The 17,806-nt window shown below is 70.5% G+C and carries 18 protein-coding genes; 11 read left to right on the top strand and 7 right to left on the bottom strand.

What is annotated here, in order from left to right; genetic code table 11:
* Positions 1–131: 131 nt before the first annotated feature.
* The gene (locus tag ACIRC0_RS00220) at positions 132–407 is read right to left on the bottom strand and encodes a hypothetical protein (protein ID WP_403609206.1); all 276 of its coding nucleotides are present in this window, start codon (positions 405–407) and stop codon (positions 132–134) included.
* Positions 408–550: 143 nt separating this feature from the next.
* On the opposite strand from ACIRC0_RS00220, the gene ACIRC0_RS00215 reads away from it, so the two are divergent.
* The 4 genes from ACIRC0_RS00215 (at position 551) to ACIRC0_RS00200 (ending at position 3,627) form a co-directional block, all read left to right on the top strand.
* Positions 551–1,228 (top strand): response regulator transcription factor, encoded by a 678-nt coding sequence (locus ACIRC0_RS00215; RefSeq protein ID WP_403609204.1) that lies wholly within the window; start codon positions 551–553, stop codon positions 1,226–1,228.
* A 2-nt stretch (positions 1,229–1,230) separates the two neighbouring features.
* Positions 1,231–2,598: an ATP-binding protein gene (locus ACIRC0_RS00210; protein ID WP_403609202.1), complete on the top strand. Its 1,368-nt coding sequence runs from the start codon at positions 1,231–1,233 to the stop codon at positions 2,596–2,598.
* A gap of 71 nt (positions 2,599–2,669) precedes the next feature.
* The gene (locus ACIRC0_RS00205) at positions 2,670–2,855 is read left to right on the top strand and encodes a non-oxidative hydroxyarylic acid decarboxylases subunit D (protein ID WP_403609200.1); all 186 of its coding nucleotides are present in this window, start codon (positions 2,670–2,672) and stop codon (positions 2,853–2,855) included.
* A 76-nt stretch (positions 2,856–2,931) separates the two neighbouring features.
* Positions 2,932–3,627 carry a L,D-transpeptidase family protein gene (locus ACIRC0_RS00200; protein ID WP_403609197.1) on the top strand — a complete coding sequence of 232 codons (696 nt, stop codon included), beginning with the start codon at positions 2,932–2,934 and terminating at the stop codon, positions 3,625–3,627.
* A gap of 31 nt (positions 3,628–3,658) precedes the next feature.
* On the opposite strand, the gene ACIRC0_RS00195 is transcribed toward ACIRC0_RS00200, so the two are convergent.
* Genes ACIRC0_RS00195 through ACIRC0_RS00180 form a run of 4 tightly spaced genes read right to left on the bottom strand, consistent with a single transcriptional unit; the run spans position 3,659 to position 8,129 of the window.
* Entirely contained in the window at positions 3,659–4,861 is a 1,203-nt protein-coding gene (locus tag ACIRC0_RS00195; RefSeq protein WP_403612601.1) for a Gfo/Idh/MocA family protein, read from the bottom strand.
* Positions 4,862–4,875: 14 nt separating this feature from the next.
* Positions 4,876–6,216, bottom strand: coding sequence for an ABC transporter substrate-binding protein (locus ACIRC0_RS00190; RefSeq protein WP_403609195.1), 1,341 nt, complete (start codon positions 6,214–6,216; stop codon positions 4,876–4,878).
* Between the two features lie 10 nt (positions 6,217–6,226).
* Entirely contained in the window at positions 6,227–7,144 is a 918-nt protein-coding gene (locus ACIRC0_RS00185; protein ID WP_403609192.1) for a carbohydrate ABC transporter permease, read from the bottom strand.
* Positions 7,145–7,163: 19 nt separating this feature from the next.
* On the bottom strand, positions 7,164–8,129 hold the full coding sequence (locus ACIRC0_RS00180; protein WP_403609190.1) for a carbohydrate ABC transporter permease: 966 nt from the start codon (positions 8,127–8,129) through the stop codon (positions 7,164–7,166).
* A gap of 166 nt (positions 8,130–8,295) precedes the next feature.
* Here ACIRC0_RS00180 and ACIRC0_RS00175 point away from each other — a divergent pair, with 166 nt between their 5' ends.
* Positions 8,296–9,456, top strand: coding sequence for an ROK family protein (locus ACIRC0_RS00175; RefSeq protein WP_403609188.1), 1,161 nt, complete (start codon positions 8,296–8,298; stop codon positions 9,454–9,456).
* Between the two features lie 86 nt (positions 9,457–9,542).
* The gene (locus tag ACIRC0_RS00170) at positions 9,543–9,731 is read left to right on the top strand and encodes a hypothetical protein (RefSeq protein ID WP_200419677.1); all 189 of its coding nucleotides are present in this window, start codon (positions 9,543–9,545) and stop codon (positions 9,729–9,731) included.
* 123 nt (positions 9,732–9,854) lie between these two features.
* Here ACIRC0_RS00170 and ACIRC0_RS00165 read toward each other — a convergent pair whose 3' ends face one another.
* Entirely contained in the window at positions 9,855–11,252 is a 1,398-nt protein-coding gene (locus tag ACIRC0_RS00165; protein ID WP_403609185.1) for a S1 family peptidase, read from the bottom strand.
* A gap of 166 nt (positions 11,253–11,418) precedes the next feature.
* Entirely contained in the window at positions 11,419–12,396 is a 978-nt protein-coding gene (locus ACIRC0_RS00160; RefSeq protein WP_403609182.1) for a DUF3800 domain-containing protein, read from the bottom strand.
* A 239-nt stretch (positions 12,397–12,635) separates the two neighbouring features.
* Here ACIRC0_RS00160 and ACIRC0_RS00155 point away from each other — a divergent pair, with 239 nt between their 5' ends.
* From ACIRC0_RS00155 to ACIRC0_RS00135, 5 genes are all read left to right on the top strand, one after another.
* Positions 12,636–13,277: an HAD family acid phosphatase gene (locus ACIRC0_RS00155; RefSeq protein WP_403609179.1), complete on the top strand. Its 642-nt coding sequence runs from the start codon at positions 12,636–12,638 to the stop codon at positions 13,275–13,277.
* A gap of 78 nt (positions 13,278–13,355) precedes the next feature.
* A complete protein-coding gene (locus ACIRC0_RS00150) occupies positions 13,356–13,742 on the top strand; it encodes a PPOX class F420-dependent oxidoreductase (protein ID WP_403609177.1) in 387 nt (128 codons plus the stop codon).
* Between the two features lie 356 nt (positions 13,743–14,098).
* Positions 14,099–14,869 carry a sulfite exporter TauE/SafE family protein gene (locus ACIRC0_RS00145; RefSeq protein ID WP_403609175.1) on the top strand — a complete coding sequence of 257 codons (771 nt, stop codon included), beginning with the start codon at positions 14,099–14,101 and terminating at the stop codon, positions 14,867–14,869.
* Between the two features lie 153 nt (positions 14,870–15,022).
* Complete coding sequence (locus tag ACIRC0_RS00140) at positions 15,023–16,360, top strand: gluconate:H+ symporter (RefSeq protein ID WP_403609173.1); 1,338 nt, start codon at positions 15,023–15,025, stop codon at positions 16,358–16,360.
* Between the two features lie 53 nt (positions 16,361–16,413).
* The gene (locus tag ACIRC0_RS00135) at positions 16,414–17,745 is read left to right on the top strand and encodes an enolase C-terminal domain-like protein (RefSeq protein WP_403609171.1); all 1,332 of its coding nucleotides are present in this window, start codon (positions 16,414–16,416) and stop codon (positions 17,743–17,745) included.
* The last annotated feature ends 61 nt before the right edge of the window (positions 17,746–17,806 follow it).

Genomic DNA, 17,806 nt, shown 5'->3' with positions numbered 1-17,806 from the left:
GCCCCGGACGTGATCACCCGCCGGTGGGAGGAGCTCTTCGACTTCCTGGAGCGCTGAGTCCGGGCCGGGACGCCGGTGCCGGTCCGCGCCTAGGGGCGCGAACCGGCACCATACGGGTCGGTCAGGTGTTGTCAGTACCCTCCGTAGTCCCCGTAATCGTCGTCGTCGTCACCGTGGCCGTGGCCGTGGCCGACGTAGGCGGCGTGGTCACCGAGGCCACCGTAGTAGCCGCCGTGGTCGCAGTCGTCGCCCCAGTTGCCCCAGTCGTCATCGTCGTCGCAATAGTGCGTCTGGACGGAGGGGTGTACCACCGGCGGCGTGCTCGCCATCGCGACCCCACTGCTTGCCGCGCCGGCCAGCAGCATCGTCCCGGCGACCAGTGCGACCCTGCGTCGGACGTTCGTCATCGTGTCTCTCCTTGCTCACAGGCACGGAGGCCCTCATTTGTCCTGGTTTGTTCCAGCCTGCGGCGGGCCTCCTGAGAAGAGGCTGAGAGCAGCTCGACGCGCGAGCACGACCACGCCTCCGTAGGGTGGAGGGGAGGTCGGCCATGCGAGTGCTGGTGATCGAGGACGTACGGGGACTCGCCGCGGCGATCGCTCACGGGCTCGCCGAGGAGGGCTTCGTCACCCGTGTCGTCCACGACGGCATCGACGGCCTGTGGCGGGCCGTCCACGAGCCGTACGACGCGATCCTGCTCGACCTCATGCTGCCCGGCATCTCCGGATACGAAGTGCTGAAGCGGCTGCGGGCCGCCCGTGTGTGGACGCCCGTCCTCGTCCTCACCGCGAAGGACGGCGAGTACGACGAGGCGGACGCCCTCGACCTCGGCGCCGACGACTACCTGAGCAAGCCGTTCTCGTACGTCGTGCTGGTCGCCCGGCTGCGGGCCCTGCTGCGGCGCGGGGCGCCCGCCCGGCCCGCCGTGCTCGCGGCCGGCGACCTCGCCCTGGACCCCGCGCGCCGCCACTGCCGCCGCGCGGACCGGGAGATCACCCTGACCGCACGCGAGTTCACGCTGCTGGAATTCCTGCTCCGGCACCCCGACGAAGTGATCAGCAAGACGGACATCCTCGACCACGTCTGGGACGAGAACTTCGACGGCGACACCAACATCGTGGAGGTCTACATCGGCTATCTGCGGCGCAAGATCGACGCCCCCTTCGGCCGCCGGACCATCGAGACGGTCCGCGGGGCCGGCTACCGGCTGCACGCCACCGGGAGGTGACCGTGCGCCTCCCCGTTCCCGCGTGGTGGGCCCGGCGCTCCCTGCGCCTGAGGCTGACCGCCGCAGCCGCCCTGATGATCTCTGCGGCCCTGGTCGGCGCGGCCTGTCTGCTCGTCGTCTGGCTGCGCATGAGCCTCCTCACCGGCCTCGACCAGACCGCGCTCCAGCGGGCCCAGGTCATCGCCGCCAGCGTGGACACCGACAGCCTCGCGCGCGTCCTGCCGGCCTCCGGCAGCGGCGACACCGCCGTCCAGGTCGTCGACGCCCGTCACGTGGTCCGGTCCAGCTCCGCCAACCTGGAGGGCCGGCCCGCGCTGTTCACCTTCCGACCGTCCTCCTCGGGCACGGCCCACACGGTGCGTGGACTGCCCCTGAGCGAAGACGGAACCTGGCGCGCGGTCGCCCTCCAGGCCGGGGACGACGACCCGCTCACCGTGTACGTCGCGGTGCCCACCGCGGCCGTCGACCACAACCTCGCCCAGCTCACCGTGGGCCTCGCCATCGCCGTGCCGCCGGCCGTCGGCCTGCTCACCGGCGTCTGCTGGCTGCTCACCGGCCGGGCACTGCGCCCCGTGGAGGCCCTGCGCGCCCAGACCGCCGAGATCACCGCCTGCGACCTGGGCCGCCGCCTCGACCCGCCCCCGGCCGAGGACGCCCTGGGCCGGCTCGCGCGGACCCTCAACGACCTGCTGGCCCGGCTGGACGTCGCCACCCGGCGGCAACGGCAGTTCATCGCGGACGCCGCGCACGAGCTGCGCTCCCCGCTGAGCAGTCTGCACACCCAACTGGAGGTGGCCGTCCGGCACCCCGGCTCGGCCGACTGGGCCGCCCGCGGACCCGCCCTCGTAGAGGAGAGCGAGCGGCTGTCCCGGCTCGTCGACGACCTGGTACGGCTGGCCCGCCTGGACGCCCGGCCCCGGCTGCGCATGCGCCCCGTGGACCTGGACGAGATCGTCTTCCACGAGGTCCGCCACGCCCGCCGGCACACTTCGGTGGTCATCGACCAGCGCGCCGTCAGCGCGGCCCGGGTGCACGGCGACGGGGACGCCCTGGCCCGGGTCGTGCGCAATCTGCTCGACAACGCCATCCGGTACGCCGCCCGACGGATCGAGGTCAGCCTGGGCGTCCGCGACCGCGCCGCGCTCCTGGTGGTCGCCGACGACGGTCCGGGCATCCCGGTGGCCGACCGCCGCCGTGTCTTCGACCGCTTCACCCGCCTGGACGGGGCCCGCGCCCGGGACACCGGAGGAAGCGGCCTCGGCCTCGCGATCGTCCGCGACCTCGTCGTCGCCCACCACGGCCACATCGGCATCGAGGACAACGCCCCCGGAGCCCGCATCGTGGTCCGCATCCCGGCGACCGACCACTGACCGGTCGGCCGGCCCCCGGCCTCAGGCCCGTGTCCCGGCCCAGGGCCCGCGCCCGGAACACACCCGGCGTGGTGCCCGTGCGCAGCCGGAAGAACTGCCTGTACACCTGGCGCACCACCGAACCCGCAGGCGACGCCGGCCGTGACGCCTACCCCGAGCGGTTCCGGATGACCGAGGCGGACATCGCCGAACGCCATCGAGGTGCCCGCCGTACCGCCGCCGCGCTCCTGATACTTCACCGTTTCGTCACAGTGTGAGCGTCGCCACAACCGACTGGCCCCCACGCCGGTCTAGCGTGCAAAAGACCGCAGAAACCTGGAAAGGAAGGCCGGCATGGGGGACATACGCAGACGGGGGGCCGTCGCACTCGGGATCACGGGGCTGGTGGCGCCGCTCACCCTCGCGCTCACCAGCGCTCCCGCCGAGGCGGCGAGCTGCACGACGCAGACCGGTCCGTACCAGAAGCAGGTGGAGAAGTTCCTCGGCCGCCCGGTCGACGGCAGGCAGTCGTCCGCCGACTGCAAGGCCGTCCAGGCCTTCCAGAACAAGCACGGCATCACACCCGCCATCGGCTACGCCGGGCCCGTCACCTGGGGCGTGATGGACCTGATGAACAAGCAGAGGGCCGTCGGCAAGAACCCCAACAAGGACGGCAAGTGCCCGGTCAACAAGGGCCGCATCGCCTGCGTCAACCTGACGCTCCAGCTCAGCTGGATCCAGGACGGCAGCCGCCTCGTCTACGGACCGGTGCCGGTGCGCACGGGGCGCAAGGGCTATGTGACCCGCACCGGCCTGAAGAAGATCTACTGGCGGGACCTGCACCACGTCTCGACCATCTACAACGTCCCCATGCCCTACAGCCAGTTCTTCGACGGCGGGCAGGCCTTCCACTCGGTCAACCTGAGCATGTGGAACCCGCCGGGGTCCCACGGCTGCGTCAACATGACCACGGCCGACGCCAAGAAGTACTGGTCGCTGCTGAAGGTCGGCGACGACGTGTTCGTCTACGGCCGCAAGCCGGGCACCTGAGACAGGCACCCGGCTCGGCCGCAGCGAAGGGTCACACCGCCGGAGCGTCGCCGAAGTCCGGGATCTCCAGGCGGACACCGCCCTTCAGCGCCGACTGGTGCGCGATGATCCCGGGCAGGGTGTAGCGGGCCGCGACCCAGGCGTTCACGGACGGCAGGGTGCGGGAGTTGACGGCCGTCACGAAGTCGTCCACCAGGAAGTGGTGGCTGCCCTCGTGGCCGTTGTGCAGGTTGTCGAACTCCCGCGGCAGCCGCGAGCGGTCGTGCACCGGTGCCGACCCGGAGGTGAAGGCGGCCCGCAGCTCCGGCGCGATGTGCTGGAGCGAGGGGTCGTCGGGGGACATGGTCGGCTTGGGCTCGAGGAGCTCCGTGATGTCGTTGACCCCCTTCTTGTCCTGCCACAGGGCCACCGTGGCGAGCTGCTCCATGCTCGCCTCGGTGCCGAAGAACCTGAAACGCGACTCCCGGATGTGCGAGGGGTAGCCGACCCGACGGAACTCGTTCGTACGGAACGAGCCGCCGCCCGCCACCTCGAACAGCGCGGTGGCGTTGGAGAAGTCGTTGTCGAACTGGCTGATCTCCTTGTCGAAGACCCCGTCCCCGCGCTCGTCGCGCACCCCGATCGCGGACACGCTCACCGCGTGCGTCTGCCAGGCGCCGAGCACACCGCCCACCGAGTGGGTCGGGTAGAGCAGCGGGGGATAGCTGGCGGTCGCCTTCCAGTTCTCGCCACCGCTGTACTGGTAGGCCTCGTAGAAGCCGAGGTCCATGTCGTGCACGTAGTCGCCCTCGGCGTAGAACAGCCGCCCGAAGGCGCCCTCGGCGATCTGGTTGCGGGCGTGCACGGTCGCCGGGTTGTACTGACTGGTCTCACCCATCATGTAGGTCAGGCCGGTCGCCTTGACCGCGTCGATGATCGCCGCGATCTCCTCCGTGGTGATCGCCATGGGGACGGCGGAGTACACGTGCTTGCCGGCGTTCAGCCCCTGGACCACCAGGGGGCCGTGCGTCCAGCGCTGGGTGAAGACGGCGACCGCGTCGACCTCCTTGGACTCCAGCATGGCCTCGTACGAGGGGAAGGTGCCGGCGAGGCCCTGGGCGGCGGCGAGCTGCTCGGCCCGTTCGGGCCGCAGGTCGGTGACGTAGACGTCGCTGACGCCGGGGTGGGCCTGGAACAGCGTGGCGAACTGGCCGGAGAACTGGCCGGCGCCGACGATGCCGAGCGAGAACGTCATGAAATGCGTGCCCTTCACTGGGAGAGGATCAGGTTGATCTGGCTGTTGGTCTTGTCGAGGCCGCTCACCGCGGCGCCGTTGTAGACGTCCTGCATGGCGGGGTGCATGAGCGCGTACACGTCCGCCGCGTTGTCGGTGATCGGGTAGGTGAAGGTGGTGAAGTCCTTCTTGTCGGCGACCGGCTTGGTGAACGCCGTGACGTCGATGCCCTTCTTCCTGTAGGCCGCGACGGCGGCCCGGGTCCCGTCGGGTGTGGCGGGGAAGACGATGCCGTAGCTGCCCACCGTCTTCTGGCAGGCGTCGGAGGACAGGTACTTCACCCACTTCAGGGCGCCCTGCTTGTTGTGGGCGTTCTTGGTGACGGAGTCGGCGAGGCCGTTCATCATCGTCGCCCGCTTGCCGGTGGGGCCGGCGGGGGTGAAGGCGGTGCCGATCCTCAGGTTCTTGTAGCCGTAGTACGTCGAGATCATCCAGGCGCCGTCGAAGGCCATCGCCGCCTTGCCGGACGCCAGTTGCGCGTTGGCCGGGTTGGCGCCCTCGCTGTAGTCCGTCTGCGGCGCGAGGTAGCCCTTCTTCGCCAGGCCGAAGTACCACTTGACGACCGACTGGAAGGTCCTGCTGTCGTACTGGTACTTGGTGCTCCACCGCTGCTTGTCGGTGTAGTGCCAGCCGGCGGAGCCGGTGAAGGGGCTCCATGTCGTCTGGCCGTCGCCGTCGCCGGCGCCGCCACTGGCGAGCCCGTACACCTTGACGTGGTGCTTGTCGAAGCCCGGCTCGTCGCCGCGCTTGCCGTTCCGGTCGACGGTGAGGTGGGCGACGGTCTTCTCGAAGGTGCCGCCGTCCTTCGGGTTCCAGTTCAGGTTGTTGATCTGCTCGGGGGTGAGTCCGGCAGCCGTGGCCATCTTCTGGTTGTAGAAGAGGGCGACGGTGTCCCAGTCCTTCGGAGCGCCGTAGCGGTGGCCGTCCTGGGCGATCCAGTTGTCGGCGAGCCCCTTCTGGTAGTCGGAGGGATCGATGCCGAGGCCGTCGAGCGGCTCCAGCACCTTCAGATCGGCGAACTGGCCGAACTTCTGGATGTGGTCGGTGAACACATCCGGCTGGGTGCCCGCGATGAAGCTCGCGGTCAGCTTGGTCCAGTAGTCGCCCCAGCCCATCTGCGTGATGCTGACCTTCAGGCCCGGGTTCTCCTTCTCGAAGTCCTTGGCGCAGGCCTGGTAGGCGGGCAGCTGGTTGGCGTCCCACAGCCAGTACGTCACCGTGTTCCCGGACGACCCGGTGCCGTCGCCCTCGGCGCATCCGCTCACCAGGGACAGGGCCAGCGCACCGGCCAACGCCACGACCGTACGAATTCGCATATCGGTCCCCTCACTTGATCCCGGTGAAGCCGATGGAGCCGACGATGCGGCGTGCGAAGCAGCCGAAGAGCACGAGCATCGGGAGCGCCGCGATGAGGGTCGCCGCCATCAGCCCGGACCAGTCGTAGCCCGTCTGCGGGGTCTGCGCCCGGAAGATCGCCAGTGCCACGGTGAGCACACGGGAGCTGTCGCTGTAGGACACCATCAGCGGCCAGAAGTAGTCGTTCCACGAGGTGATGTACGTCAGCACGCCGAGGGTGAGGATCGGGGTGGCCGCCATCGGCAGCATCACCCGGAAGAAGATCCTGACCTTGCTCGCGCCGTCCAGCAGGGCGGCCTCCTCCACCTCCCGGGGGACGTTCATGAAGAACTGCCGCAGGAAGAACACCGCGAACGGCGTCATGAACATCGTCGGCAGCGCGATGCCCAACAGGGTGTCGACCAGGTGGAGTTGCTTGATGAGCACGAAGTTCGGCAGCAGGGTGAAGATGGCCGGCACCATCAGCCCCGCCAGGAACAGCCCGAACACCTTGTCCCGGCCGCGCCACCTCAGCCGTGCGAAGGCGTAGGCGGCCATGGCGGAGAAGAACACCTGGCAGACGGTGATCAGGGTGGACACGATCACCGAGTTGAGCAGATAGCGCCAGAACTTCAGCCCGCCGCCCGCGCCGCCCTGGGCGATGGCCTCCTTGGCCGACTGCAGACCCAGGGCCCGCTCGAAGCCGCCGGTCGTCAGGCCGGTGGGCAGGGGGTCGCCGGGGTGCGCGGCGAGTGCGGTGTTGGTGGACAGGGCCGTCCTGAGGATCCAGTAGAACGGCAGCAGCGTCACGAGCACGATCGCGCCCATGACCGCCCAGGCGGCGATCCGGCCGAGGGAGAGCCGGCGCCTCGCGGGTATCGCGGTCGTCGTGGTGGCCACGGCAGCCATGTCGGTCACTCCCTTGAAGTCAGCCGAGGTCGGTCTGGCCGGCCCGGGTGAGCCGGTACTGGACGAACGTGATCGCGGTCAGCACGACGAGCAGGGCCACCGACATCGCTGACGCGTAGCCGAACTGGAAGCGGCCGAAGGCGGCGCCGTAGATGTAGTACTGGAGCACGTTGGTGGCGTTCGCCGGGCCTCCCTGTGTGGTCACGGCGACCGTGTCGAAGACCTGGAACGAGCCGATCACCGTCATGATCAGGACGACCGCCAGTACCGGTCGCAGCAGCGGCAGCGTGATCCGCCAGAACATCCGCCACTCGCCGGCGCCGTCCACCCTGGCGGCCTCGTACATGTCGCCCGGGATCGCCTGGAGGCCCGCGAACAGCAGCAGCGCCGTGTAGCCGACGTGCCGCCACACGTTGATCAGCGCGATGGTGGGGACGGCCCACGACTTGTCGGCGAGGAACGGGATGTGGTCGAAGCCGAGCGCCCCGATGATCTGGTTGCCGATGCCCAGCTGGGTGTCGAGGACCCACAGCCAGACGACGCCCGCGACGACGTTGGACATCAGATACGGCGTCAGCACGATCCCACGCAGCAGCGCCGACTGCGACAGCCGTTGCAGCAGCACGGCGATGGCGAGCGCGGAGACGGTCTGCACCCCGATGTTGATCACCACGTACTCGACGGTGACCTTCAGCGAGCCCCAGAAGATCGGGTCGTGCACCATGCGGACGTAGTTGTCCAGGCCGGCCCACTCGGCCGGGGTGAGCAGGTTGAAGCGGGTGAAGCTCAGATAGACGCCCCGCAGCGTGGGCCACAGCAGGAAGACCAGGAACCCCAGCATGGCCGGGGCCAGGAAGAGGGCGGCGAGCGGCCCGTCGCCGCTGCCCTCGCGTGTTCGGGCGGTACGGACCCCTGTGGCGGTCCCCCTCCCCGCGACGCCGCGCAGCGGCAGTCGCGAGGGAGGGCTGCTGGAGGCGACGGTCATCGGTGACCCTCCTCGTCGGCGGCTCGTCCTCAGTGGCCACTTACTTTTGGCGCGGAACAATCCTCGCGTCAAGGGTCGTGCACAGCTCTTTTGGTGTGGCACATGGCGACGTAGAGTGCCTGTAATTAATTCCACCGCAAAAGAAATCTTGTGGGAGTCTGGTCGCATGACCGCACGCGCCGCCAGCTGGCTGCCGCTGAGTCCCGGCGAGCGTGCCGTGGCGATCGAGGTGCTCGTCCACGGGCCGCTCTCGCGCGCCGACCTCGCGCGACGCCTCGACCTCTCGGCCGGCAGCCTCACCCGGCTCACCAAGCCGCTCATCGAGTCGGGTCTGCTGATCGAGGTCGCCGACGGGGGCGGTCCGGCCGAGGGCCGCCAGGGTCGCCCCTCACAGCCCCTCGACGTCGTCGCCGAGTCCAGGACGTTCCTCGGATTCAAGATCACCGAAGAGATGGTCTACGGCGTGGTCACCACGCTCAGAAGCGACATCGTCGCCCGCCTGGACCGCCCGCTCACCAGCCACGACCCCGTCCATGTGGCCGCGCTGCTGGCGGAGATGGCGGGCGCGCTCACGGCCGAGTTCCCGAGGGTGGCGGGCATCGGCATCGGCGTCGGCGGACTCGTCGAGGACCGCGCGGTGGTCGGCGAGTCCGCCTTCCTGCACTGGCGCGAGGTACCGCTGGCCCGGCTGGTGGAGGAGCGCACCGGGCTTCCGGTGGTCGTCGAGAACGACGTCGCCGCGCTCGTCGAGGCCGAGACCTGGTTCGGGGCCGGCCGCGGTCTGGAACGCTTCGCCGTCCTCACCATCGGCGCCGGCATCGGCTACGGCCTCGTCCTGGGCGGCAAGCGGGTGCCCTACGCCGAGGAGGACCGCGGCTTCGGGCGGCACTGGATCATCAACCCCAACGGGCCGCTCACCCCGTCCGGCGAGCGCGGCAGCGCGGTCTCGCTGCTGACCATCCCCAGCATCCGCTACCAGATCCGGGCCGCCACCGGCAGCGACAAGACGTACGAGGAGATCCTCGGGCTCGCCGCCGCCGGCGAGCCGATGTGCTCCCGCGTCGTCGACGAGGCCGCGCGGGCCCTCGGCACGCTGGTCGCCCAGATCTCCAACTTCGCGATGCCGCAGAAGATCCTGCTGGCCGGGGAGGGGGTGGGGCTGATGGACGTGGCCGGGAAGACGGTGGAGGAGACCATCCGCGCCCAGCGTCACCCGCTGGCTGCTCCGGTCGGTCTGGAGACCAAGGTCTCCGACTTCCATGACTGGGCGCGCGGAGCGGCGGTGCTGGCGATCCAGGTGCTCGTGCTGGGTGTCGTGGACGGGTGACGCGTCCGGCCGGACGTGATCAGCTTCACGGTCCGGAATGCCGGGAGGTGCCTGATTGCTCACATCACCTTCACGCAGGGGCCCGTATGCTTCACGGCATGTCCACCACTCCTGAACCCGTAGCGGAGCGTTCCGCCGACGAGGTCAACGAGGAGATCCGGGCACTGTGGTTCCGCAGCGGCGGAATCCTGAGCCTCGAGGAGCGGCGGGAGTACCAGCGGCTCGTCCTGGAATGGGCGGCGGCCTCCTCGCCGCGCCCGACGAAGGCGGCCTGACCGCCCGCCCGGCCACCTCCCGCGTTGTGACCACCGCCGACGGCGGCCGGCTCGGCATACCCGCGACAGGACCGGTTTCCTCCGGCACCCGCAGCACGCCCGAGAGAACCGCGAGCCGCCCGCTCAGCCCCAGGTCCCCGAGTACGCCCGGCGATAGGCGTTCCGTTCCTGCTCCGACCGGATGTAGCGCGTGGCCACCAGCGCGACCAGGCTGCCGGCGATCACCAGCAGACCGGGCCCGACGTTCCTGGGGTCGGTGAGCCGCGACAGGAATCCGCCCGCCGGCCCGGTGGCACCGACTGCCTGGACCGCGCCCGGTGCCGCCGACCCGGGCGCGATCGCCGCACCCTGAGACGCCGAGACGGACGGCGCGGGAGCGGCGGAGGCCCCGGCGCTCGCAGCGCCCGGCGCCTGCCCCTGCCCCGTCAGCTGGACCCCGAGCGCGGCCATCGCCCTCGTCACCGGCTGGAAGAACGTCGTACCGCCCGCCTGGCAGTCCCCGCTGCCGCCCGAGGTCACCCCCAGCGCGATGCCCTCGGAGAACAACGGTCCGCCGCTGTCGCCCGGTTCGGCGCACACCGTGGTCTGGATGAGGCCGGTGACCGAGCCCTCCGGGTAGTTCACCGTCGCGTTCAGCGCGGTGACCTCGCCGTCGTGCAGACCGCTGGTGCTGCCGCTGCGGAACACCTTCTCACCCACCACCGGGTCCCCGGCCGCCGTGATGCGCACCCCGCGCCCGCCCCCGATGGCCACGACGTTCTCCCCGGGCGTCGCCTGCCCGTTCTCGTACCGGATGAGGGAGAAGTCGCCGTCCCCGGGGAACTCCGAGGTGACGGTCCGGCCCAGTTGCGTCCGGCCCGTGTTGTCGGAGAACCACAGCGTGCCGCCCGGGCCGCAGTGCCCGGCGGTGAGGATGAACTGGCCCTGCCCGTTGGTCACGTTGAAGCCCGCGGAACAGCGGCCGCTGGTCGAGAAGATCGGCTGGGCACCGGCCACGCGGGTCGTGAACCGTCCCTGGGTGCGCTCCATCCGGACGAAGTCCCCGATGCCGTGGGCGAGTTTCGTCATACGGGACCAGTCGGACGCGGAGACCGTGCGGTCGGCCCGCACCACGACCTGGTTGGTCCGGTAGTCCACGGACCAGGCGGTTCCCGCCACCCTGGGGGCGGAGCTCAGCGTCTTCGTGGCCGACTTCAGCTGGTCCATGCTGTGCCGCACCATCTTGGCCCGGGCCCCGGCCGCCGTGACCGCGTCCGCCGCGGCCCCGTCCGTCACGGCGACCACGGGCTTTCCGTCGGAGGCGAGCCAGCTGCCCGCCGTCCTGGAGGTGCCGAGCCGGGACACCAGCTGGGAACCCGTCTGTGAGGCGGTCATGGCGGACGTGCCCGTGCTGAAGGGCGTCTGCGCGCCGGACGGTTCGCTCGCCAGGGCCTGGGTGACCATCAGACCGCCCAGGAGCAGTCCGCCGACGGCCGCGATGCGAGCCCCCCGCCGGACGATCCGTCGTCGTGCATGCCTCATCCATGGCTCCCGAACCCGAACAGCACGGCGTCACCACCGCGGGGCACTCCGGTCGTCGCGCGCCCTCACTCCATACGTGCGCTCGTGCTCGGGTGTTCACCGAAGCGCCGCGGAAGTCACGCCGTCGGCCGGGCGCCGCCGGTCGGGCGCGAGTGGATGAAAGGACCTAGGAGCGTCGCAGTGAGACGCTGCTGCGCTCGTCCCCCCACAAGGAGTCCCCGTCCACGTACGGGCGCAGAAGCGCGGTCAGCGCCGGGTCGCCGCGCCCGTTCAGCTCGTCGGAGGCGATCTTGCGGGCGATCCCGGCGAGGAAGTCGGCGAGCTGTACCCGCGGATCGCGCCGGGAGTCGACGAGCCGGAACCCGAAGAGCCCGGTGGTCTCCTTCAGCCAGGCGATGCGCTGCGCGGTGAGCACGTTCTGCTCGTCGTGCACGAGGGCGACCTGGTGCCCGCCCGCTCCCCAGTACGCCGCGGTGCGCACAAGGGCCGGCAGCAGGGGGTTCAGGGCCGGAACGACCGCCGGCCCGTCGGCGATCCGCGCCCGGTACGCCCGAGCCCTCTCCCGCGCCCCGGCCAGCAGCGCCAGGGTCTCGACGCCCGCGTCGCCCCGCGGACGGGCCCGGAGCAGGTCCTCGACGACGCGGAAGAAGGAGTCGACGGGAGCCTCCGGCTGCCCGTTGCTCCTGGCCCGCATCAGATCGTTGGACGCCTCCAGGAAGCGCCGCCACCGCTCGTCGCCGAAGCGCTCACGCCCGGTGCGGAAGAGGGCGAGGGCGGGTGCCGGATCGCCGAGCAGGAGGTCCACCACACGGTCGACCACGAAGAACGACTTCTCCACGAGCAGGACATGGGCGTGGCCGTGCAGCGGCCCCGAGGCGCCGAGAAACCATTCCAGCACCGCGCGGTGCTTCTCGCGCAGCAGGTGGGTGGCCTTGTACTCCTCCGCGGGCGAGCGGATGCGGTCCCGGATCTCCTGGACGTGCGCGGTCGCCGACGGGAGAGGCAGATGTACGCTGGCGTGCGCGAACACGTCGGTGTTCCCGCCGGTGAGGTTCTCGCCGTCCGATCCCGACTCGTCGCAGGCCACCTCCAGCAGTCGTCCCGCCGTCCGCGCGCGGACCGTACTCTCACGATGCCGGCTCACCCTCTCGCCCCCTGACCTCGTACCGCATGAGGATCATCCCGCACACGGCGCGCGGCGAACCGTCCCACGCCGCCGGTGAACTCCCGCCAATCCCCGGCTACTCGGAAGTAACTGTCTACGCGTCAGTAACTCTCGCGTGGTCTGGTGTCCATCATGGGACGTGAACATGTCGGGCGCGGCCGTGGCGGGGACGCCGTCGCCGCACGGACGCGAATGTGGACGTGAGGGAAGGGACGGGCATGACAAGACGTGGTGCGGTGCGCCGCATCGGCGCGGTGTCGGCGGTCGTGGCGCTGGGCGTCGGCGGCACGGTGACCGCCGCGGGAACCGCCTCCGCGGCTCCCGCGGCAACCACCGTGAGCGTGGCGGCGGCACAGGCCGCCGGTGTCGACTACGCCACCTGGCAGGCGGATGTGAAGGCGGTCGCCGACCAGGCGCTGCCGTACGTCCGGCAGCGCACGGCGACCGCGACCGGGCGGAAGCTCGCGATCGTCTTCGACATCGACAACACCACCCTCGAGACGTACTTCCACCCCTGGTACCAGCTGCCCACCCCGGCGGTCCAGCCGTCCCTGGAGCTCGCGAAGTACGCCAAGTCCCGGGGAGTCTCTGTCTTCTTCGTCACCGCGCGCCCCGGCATCATCGAGGCCGAGACCAAGTGGAACCTCAAGACGGTGGGCTACCCGGTCGACGGCCTCTCCGTGCGGGATCTGCCGGACCTGTTCGACGAGGTGAGCGCGTACAAGACGAGCAAGCGCGCCGAGATCGAGGCGCAGGGCTACACGATCATCGCCAACGTCGGCAACAACGACTCCGACCTGGTCGGCGGCCACGCCGAGCGCACGTTCAAGCTGCCCGACTACGACGGCACGTTGTCCTGACGGTCCTTTCGTCCGCGTGAGAGGGCCCCGGTAGGGCCGTACCGGCGCCCTCCCGCGTGAGGCACCTACACTGCGCTCATGCACGCGCTCCTGGATCAGCTCGGAACGGGCAAGTACCTGTTGGTCACCAGCTACCGCCGGAACGGCACCCCGGTGGCCACCCCGGTCTGGGTGGTGCGGGACGGTGACGCGCTCGGTGTGTGGACCGCCGCGGACTCCTGGAAGGTGAAGCGGATCCGGGCCCGCTCCGACGTCCTCGTCGGCCCCTGCGACCTGCGCGGCAACCCGACCGGCGAGCAGATCCCCGCCACCGCCGAGATCTGCGACGCGGCCACCACCGCCCGCTACCGGCAACTGATCGCGCGCAAGTACGGCCTCGTCGGCCGTCTCACCCTTCTCGGCAGCCGGCTGCGACGCGGCGAGAAGGGCACGGTCGGCATCCGGGTGACGCTCGCCCAGGCGTAGAACGGCCCGGCGTGCTCCAGTCGTGTCGCCGAAGACGTTCGTGTCGTGGATCCTGACGGTGACGTTGGTGACCTCGAGGCCGTGCCGCGCCGGGGTCGTGCCGTCGGGGCAGTTCACGTGGAGCGCCGGGAAGTTCACGCGGGAATCTCCGTGGTGGCCGTGGCGTGGGCCGCTCCCCGCCCGGCAGGCACGAGTGACGCCCCCGTGAGCAGGGCTACGGGCCAGGCGCGCCCGTATCCGAAGCACGCTTCCCAGGGCTGCCGTTACGCCCATCTGTCTCCCTATGTAGACACCGTCTTGGATACGAGACCGGGTGAGGGGAGTATGGGCCGCGTCGATCTCGAGAGGGAGGCCGTGTGGACGTCGGCGCCGTCGTGCTGCTCGCCGGGGCGGGGGTCGCCTCCGGGCTCGCCGGTTCGATCGCCGGTCTGGCCTCTCTGTTCAGCTACCCCGCGCTGCTGGCCGCCGGGCTCCCGCCGGTGGCCGCCAATGTGACCAACACCGTGGCGCTGTTCTCCAACACGGTGGGCACCGCCGTCGGCTCCCGGGAGGAACTGCGCGGACAGCGCCGACGTCTTGTGCGGCTCGCCCTGCTCGCGGCCGCGGGAGGCTCGGCCGGCGCGGCCCTGCTTCTGGGCACCCCGTCCTCGGCGTTCGAGCGTGTCGTGCCGTGGCTGATCGCCCTGGGGTCCGTACTCATCCTGGCCCGTGAGCCGTTGCGCCGGCTGGTGGCGAGACATCCGTCGAGGGGCGACGGCGTCCGCGCCAAGCTGCCGCCGGCCTGCGCGGTCCTGGTGGTGGGGCTCTACGGCGGCTACTTCGGCGCCGCGGCGGGTGTGCTGATGCTGGCCGTGCTGTCGCTGTCCGCGAGCGAGCCCCTGCCCGTGACCAATGCCGTGAAGAACATCGCCACGGGCGCCGCCAACGTCACCGCGGCCGTCGCCTACGCCTTCCTGGCCCCGGTCGACTGGACGGCCGCGACCGCGCTCGGCCTCGGCTGCCTCGTCGGCAGCCGGATGGGCCCGGTGATCGTACGGCGCCTGCCCGAGACCCCGCTGCGGATCGCCATCGCCCTGGCGGGCCTCGGCCTGGCCTTCTCCCTCTGGCGTCAGGCGAGCGGACGCTGAGTCGGATTCCGTCGCCTCATCAGATTCCATCCCCGCCTACCCATTGACCTGCGGCGTCCACAACCCTAGCCTCCATCCTCATGTGTAGACGGCGTCCTTATATGCGGACGTCGTTCAAGTAGGCGACCGCGCGGTTCAAAGGGGAACTGACCCATGCCACTTGTTGTCGTAGCGATCAGCGTGCTGGTCCTGCTCTTCCTGATGACGAAGCTCAGAGTCAACGGCTTCGCCGCCCTGTTGCTGGTGGCCGTGGGCGTCGCCCTCGTCCGGGGCATCCCGCTGGAGAAGATCCCCGACGTCCTCTCCGACGGCATCGGAGGGCAGATCGGCGACACCATGCTCACCATCGGGCTCGGTGCCATGGTGGGCCGGGTGATGGGGGACTCCGGCGCCGCCCAGCGGATCGCCGGAAAGCTGCTCGACGTCTGCGGCCCGCGCTGGGTCCAGGTCGCCATGGTGCTGACCGCCATGCTGATCGGCGTCACCATGTTCTACGAGGTCGCGTTCGTCATCATCGTGCCCATCGCGTTCACGCTGGTACGGGTCACGAGGGCCAACCTGCTGTGGGTCGGCCTGCCGATGTCGATCGCCCTGTCCACCATGCACAGCTTCCTGCCGCCGCACCCCGGCCCCACCGCCGTCGCCGCGACCTTCCACGCCTCGGTCGGACTGACCCTGTTCTACGGCCTGTTCGTCGCCGTCCCGGCCGGTGCCCTGATCGCCCTGGTGTGGCCCCGCCTTCCGTTCGTCCGGAGGATGAACCCGTCCATACCCACCGGCCTGGTCAGCGACCGCGTCTTCACCGAGGAGGAGATGCCCGGCATGGGCTGGTCGCTGTCGGTCGCCCTCCTGCCCGTGGTGCTGATCGCCGGCGCGGCGGTGACCGACCTGGCCACCTCCGCCTCCGGCCCCGTCCTGCACTTCGTCGCCTTCATCGGCTCCGCGCCCATCGCCCTGCTGCTCACCCTGTGCGTCGCGATCTGGGCGTTCGGACCGCGGATCGGCCGCAGCCTGGAGGAGGTCAGCGCCTCGTGCCGGTCGGCAGCCCAGGCGATGGCGATGATCCTGCTGGTGATCGGCGCGGGCGGGGCGTTCAAGCAGGTCCTCGTCGACGGCGGGATCTCCGACTACATCAAGAACGCCACCGACGGCTGGTCCCTGTCGCCGATCATCCTCGCCTGGCTCATCGCGGCCATCCTCCGCGTGGCCCTCGGCTCGGCGACCGTCGCCGTCGTCACCGCGTCGGGCGTCGCCCTCCCGCTGCTGGCGGGCAGCGGGGTGCACCCTGAGATCATGGTCCTCGCCGTCTCCTGCGGGTCGATCGCGTTCTCCCACGTGAACGACCCGGGCTTCTGGATGTTCAAGGAGTACTTCAACCTCTCCGTCCTCGACGCGATCAAGGCACGCACCACCTACACGACGGTCCTCGCGATGCTCGGCCTCGGCGGCGTCCTGGCCATGGAGTCGATCCTGGACGCCATCGGCGTGTGACCCGCGTCCCCCTCTCGCCCCACCACCTCCGCACCTGACCGAGGAGTCCTGTCATGGGCCAGCCCACCGTCACCTCCTACTCCGTGTACCCGGTCGCCGGCCGGGACTCCATGGCGCTCAACCTCTCCGGCGCGCACGGCCCCTGCTTCACCCGCAACGTGGTCGTCATCGAGGACTCCGAGGGACGCACCGGGCTCGGTGAGGTGCCCGGCGGGGAGCGGATCACACGGACCCTGCGCGAGGCCGAGCCGCTCGTGGTCGGCGCACGCGTCGGTGACCACAAGCGCGTCCTGCGTGCGATGGGTACCCGGTTCGCGGACCGGGACGCGGGCGGGCGCGGCGAGCAGACCTTCGACCTCCGCACCACCGTGCACGCGATCACCGCGGTCGAATCCGCGCTCCTCGACCTGCTCGGGCAGCATCTCGAGGTGCCCGTCGCCGCCCTGCTGGGCGACGGCAAACAGCGCGACTCCGTCCGCTTCCTCGGCTACCTCTTCTACGTCGGCGATCCCGACCGGACCGACCTGGACTACGTCCGCGAACCCGGCGCGAGCTCCGACTGGTACCGCGTCCGCCACGAGGAGGCCCTCACCCCCGAGGCGATCGTCCGGCAGGCCGAGGCCACGCACGCGCTCTACGGCTTCCGCGACTTCAAGCTCAAGGGCGGTGTGCTGCCGGGCCCTGAGGAGGTCGCGGCAGTGCGCGCACTGAAGGAGCGCTTCCCGGACGCCCGTATCACGCTCGACCCGAACGGCTGCTGGTCGCTGCGCGAAGCCGTCGAACTGTGCCGGCCCCTCGTCGGCACCCTCGCTTACGCCGAGGACCCCTGCGGAGCCGAGGGCGGCTACTCCGGGCGGGAGATCCTCGCCGAGTTCCGCCGGGCCACCGGGCTGCCCACCGCGACCAACATGATCGCCACCGACTGGCGCCAGCTCACCCACGCGCTGGCGCTGCAGTCCGTCTCCATCCCGCTCGCCGACCCGCACTTCTGGACCATGCAGGGGTCGGTCCGTGTCGCCCAGTTGTGCCACGCCATGGGGCTGACCTGGGGCTGCCACTCCAACAACCACTTCGACATCTCCCTGGCCATGATGGCCCACTGCGGAGCCGCCGCCCCCGGCGAGTACAACGCGCTGGACACCCACTGGATCTGGCAGGAGGGACTGGAGCGCCTGACCGTCGAGCCGCCGCGGATCACCGGCGGGGAGGTCGCCGTACCGGACACCCCCGGCCTCGGCGTCCGGCTCGACCGCGACCGGCTCCTCGCCGCCCACGAGCTCTACCTGAGCAAGGCCCTGTCGGACCGCGACGACGTCACCGGCATGCGGTACCTCATCGAGGACTGGGCGTTCGACGCCAAGCGGCCCTGCATGGTGCGCGACTGACGCGCCGAGCGCCGCCCGTGCGCGTATGGCATTTGCCTAATGAGTTTAGGCAAGTGCATAA

Source organism: Streptomyces sp. NPDC093984, assembly GCF_044764595.1.
In the GTDB taxonomy this organism is placed as follows: Bacteria; Actinomycetota; Actinomycetes; order Streptomycetales; family Streptomycetaceae; genus Streptomyces; species Streptomyces cynarae.
This window is presented reverse-complemented; position numbering and strand designations above follow the sequence as displayed.

Bases quoted from the DNA above. Each gene is read 5' to 3' on its own strand.
- ACIRC0_RS00220 (WP_403609206.1), bottom strand. From the start codon at position 407: ATGACGAACGTCCGACGCAGGGTCGCACTGGTCGCCGGGACGATGCTG.
- ACIRC0_RS00215 (WP_403609204.1), top strand. From the start codon at position 551: ATGCGAGTGCTGGTGATCGAGGACGTACGGGGACTCGCCGCGGCGATC.
- ACIRC0_RS00200 (WP_403609197.1), top strand. From the start codon at position 2,932: ATGGGGGACATACGCAGACGGGGGGCCGTCGCACTCGGGATCACGGGG.
- ACIRC0_RS00195 (WP_403612601.1), bottom strand. From the start codon at position 4,861: ATGACGTTCTCGCTCGGCATCGTCGGCGCCGGCCAGTTCTCCGGCCAG.
- ACIRC0_RS00190 (WP_403609195.1), bottom strand. From the start codon at position 6,216: ATGCGAATTCGTACGGTCGTGGCGTTGGCCGGTGCGCTGGCCCTGTCC.
- ACIRC0_RS00185 (WP_403609192.1), bottom strand. From the start codon at position 7,144: ATGGCTGCCGTGGCCACCACGACGACCGCGATACCCGCGAGGCGCCGG.
- ACIRC0_RS00180 (WP_403609190.1), bottom strand. From the start codon at position 8,129: ATGACCGTCGCCTCCAGCAGCCCTCCCTCGCGACTGCCGCTGCGCGGC.
- ACIRC0_RS00175 (WP_403609188.1), top strand. From the start codon at position 8,296: ATGACCGCACGCGCCGCCAGCTGGCTGCCGCTGAGTCCCGGCGAGCGT.
- ACIRC0_RS00170 (WP_200419677.1), top strand. From the start codon at position 9,543: ATGCTTCACGGCATGTCCACCACTCCTGAACCCGTAGCGGAGCGTTCC.
- ACIRC0_RS00165 (WP_403609185.1), bottom strand. From the start codon at position 11,252: ATGAGGCATGCACGACGACGGATCGTCCGGCGGGGGGCTCGCATCGCG.
- ACIRC0_RS00155 (WP_403609179.1), top strand. From the start codon at position 12,636: ATGACAAGACGTGGTGCGGTGCGCCGCATCGGCGCGGTGTCGGCGGTC.
- ACIRC0_RS00150 (WP_403609177.1), top strand. From the start codon at position 13,356: ATGCACGCGCTCCTGGATCAGCTCGGAACGGGCAAGTACCTGTTGGTC.
- ACIRC0_RS00140 (WP_403609173.1), top strand. From the start codon at position 15,023: ATGCCACTTGTTGTCGTAGCGATCAGCGTGCTGGTCCTGCTCTTCCTG.
- ACIRC0_RS00135 (WP_403609171.1), top strand. From the start codon at position 16,414: ATGGGCCAGCCCACCGTCACCTCCTACTCCGTGTACCCGGTCGCCGGC.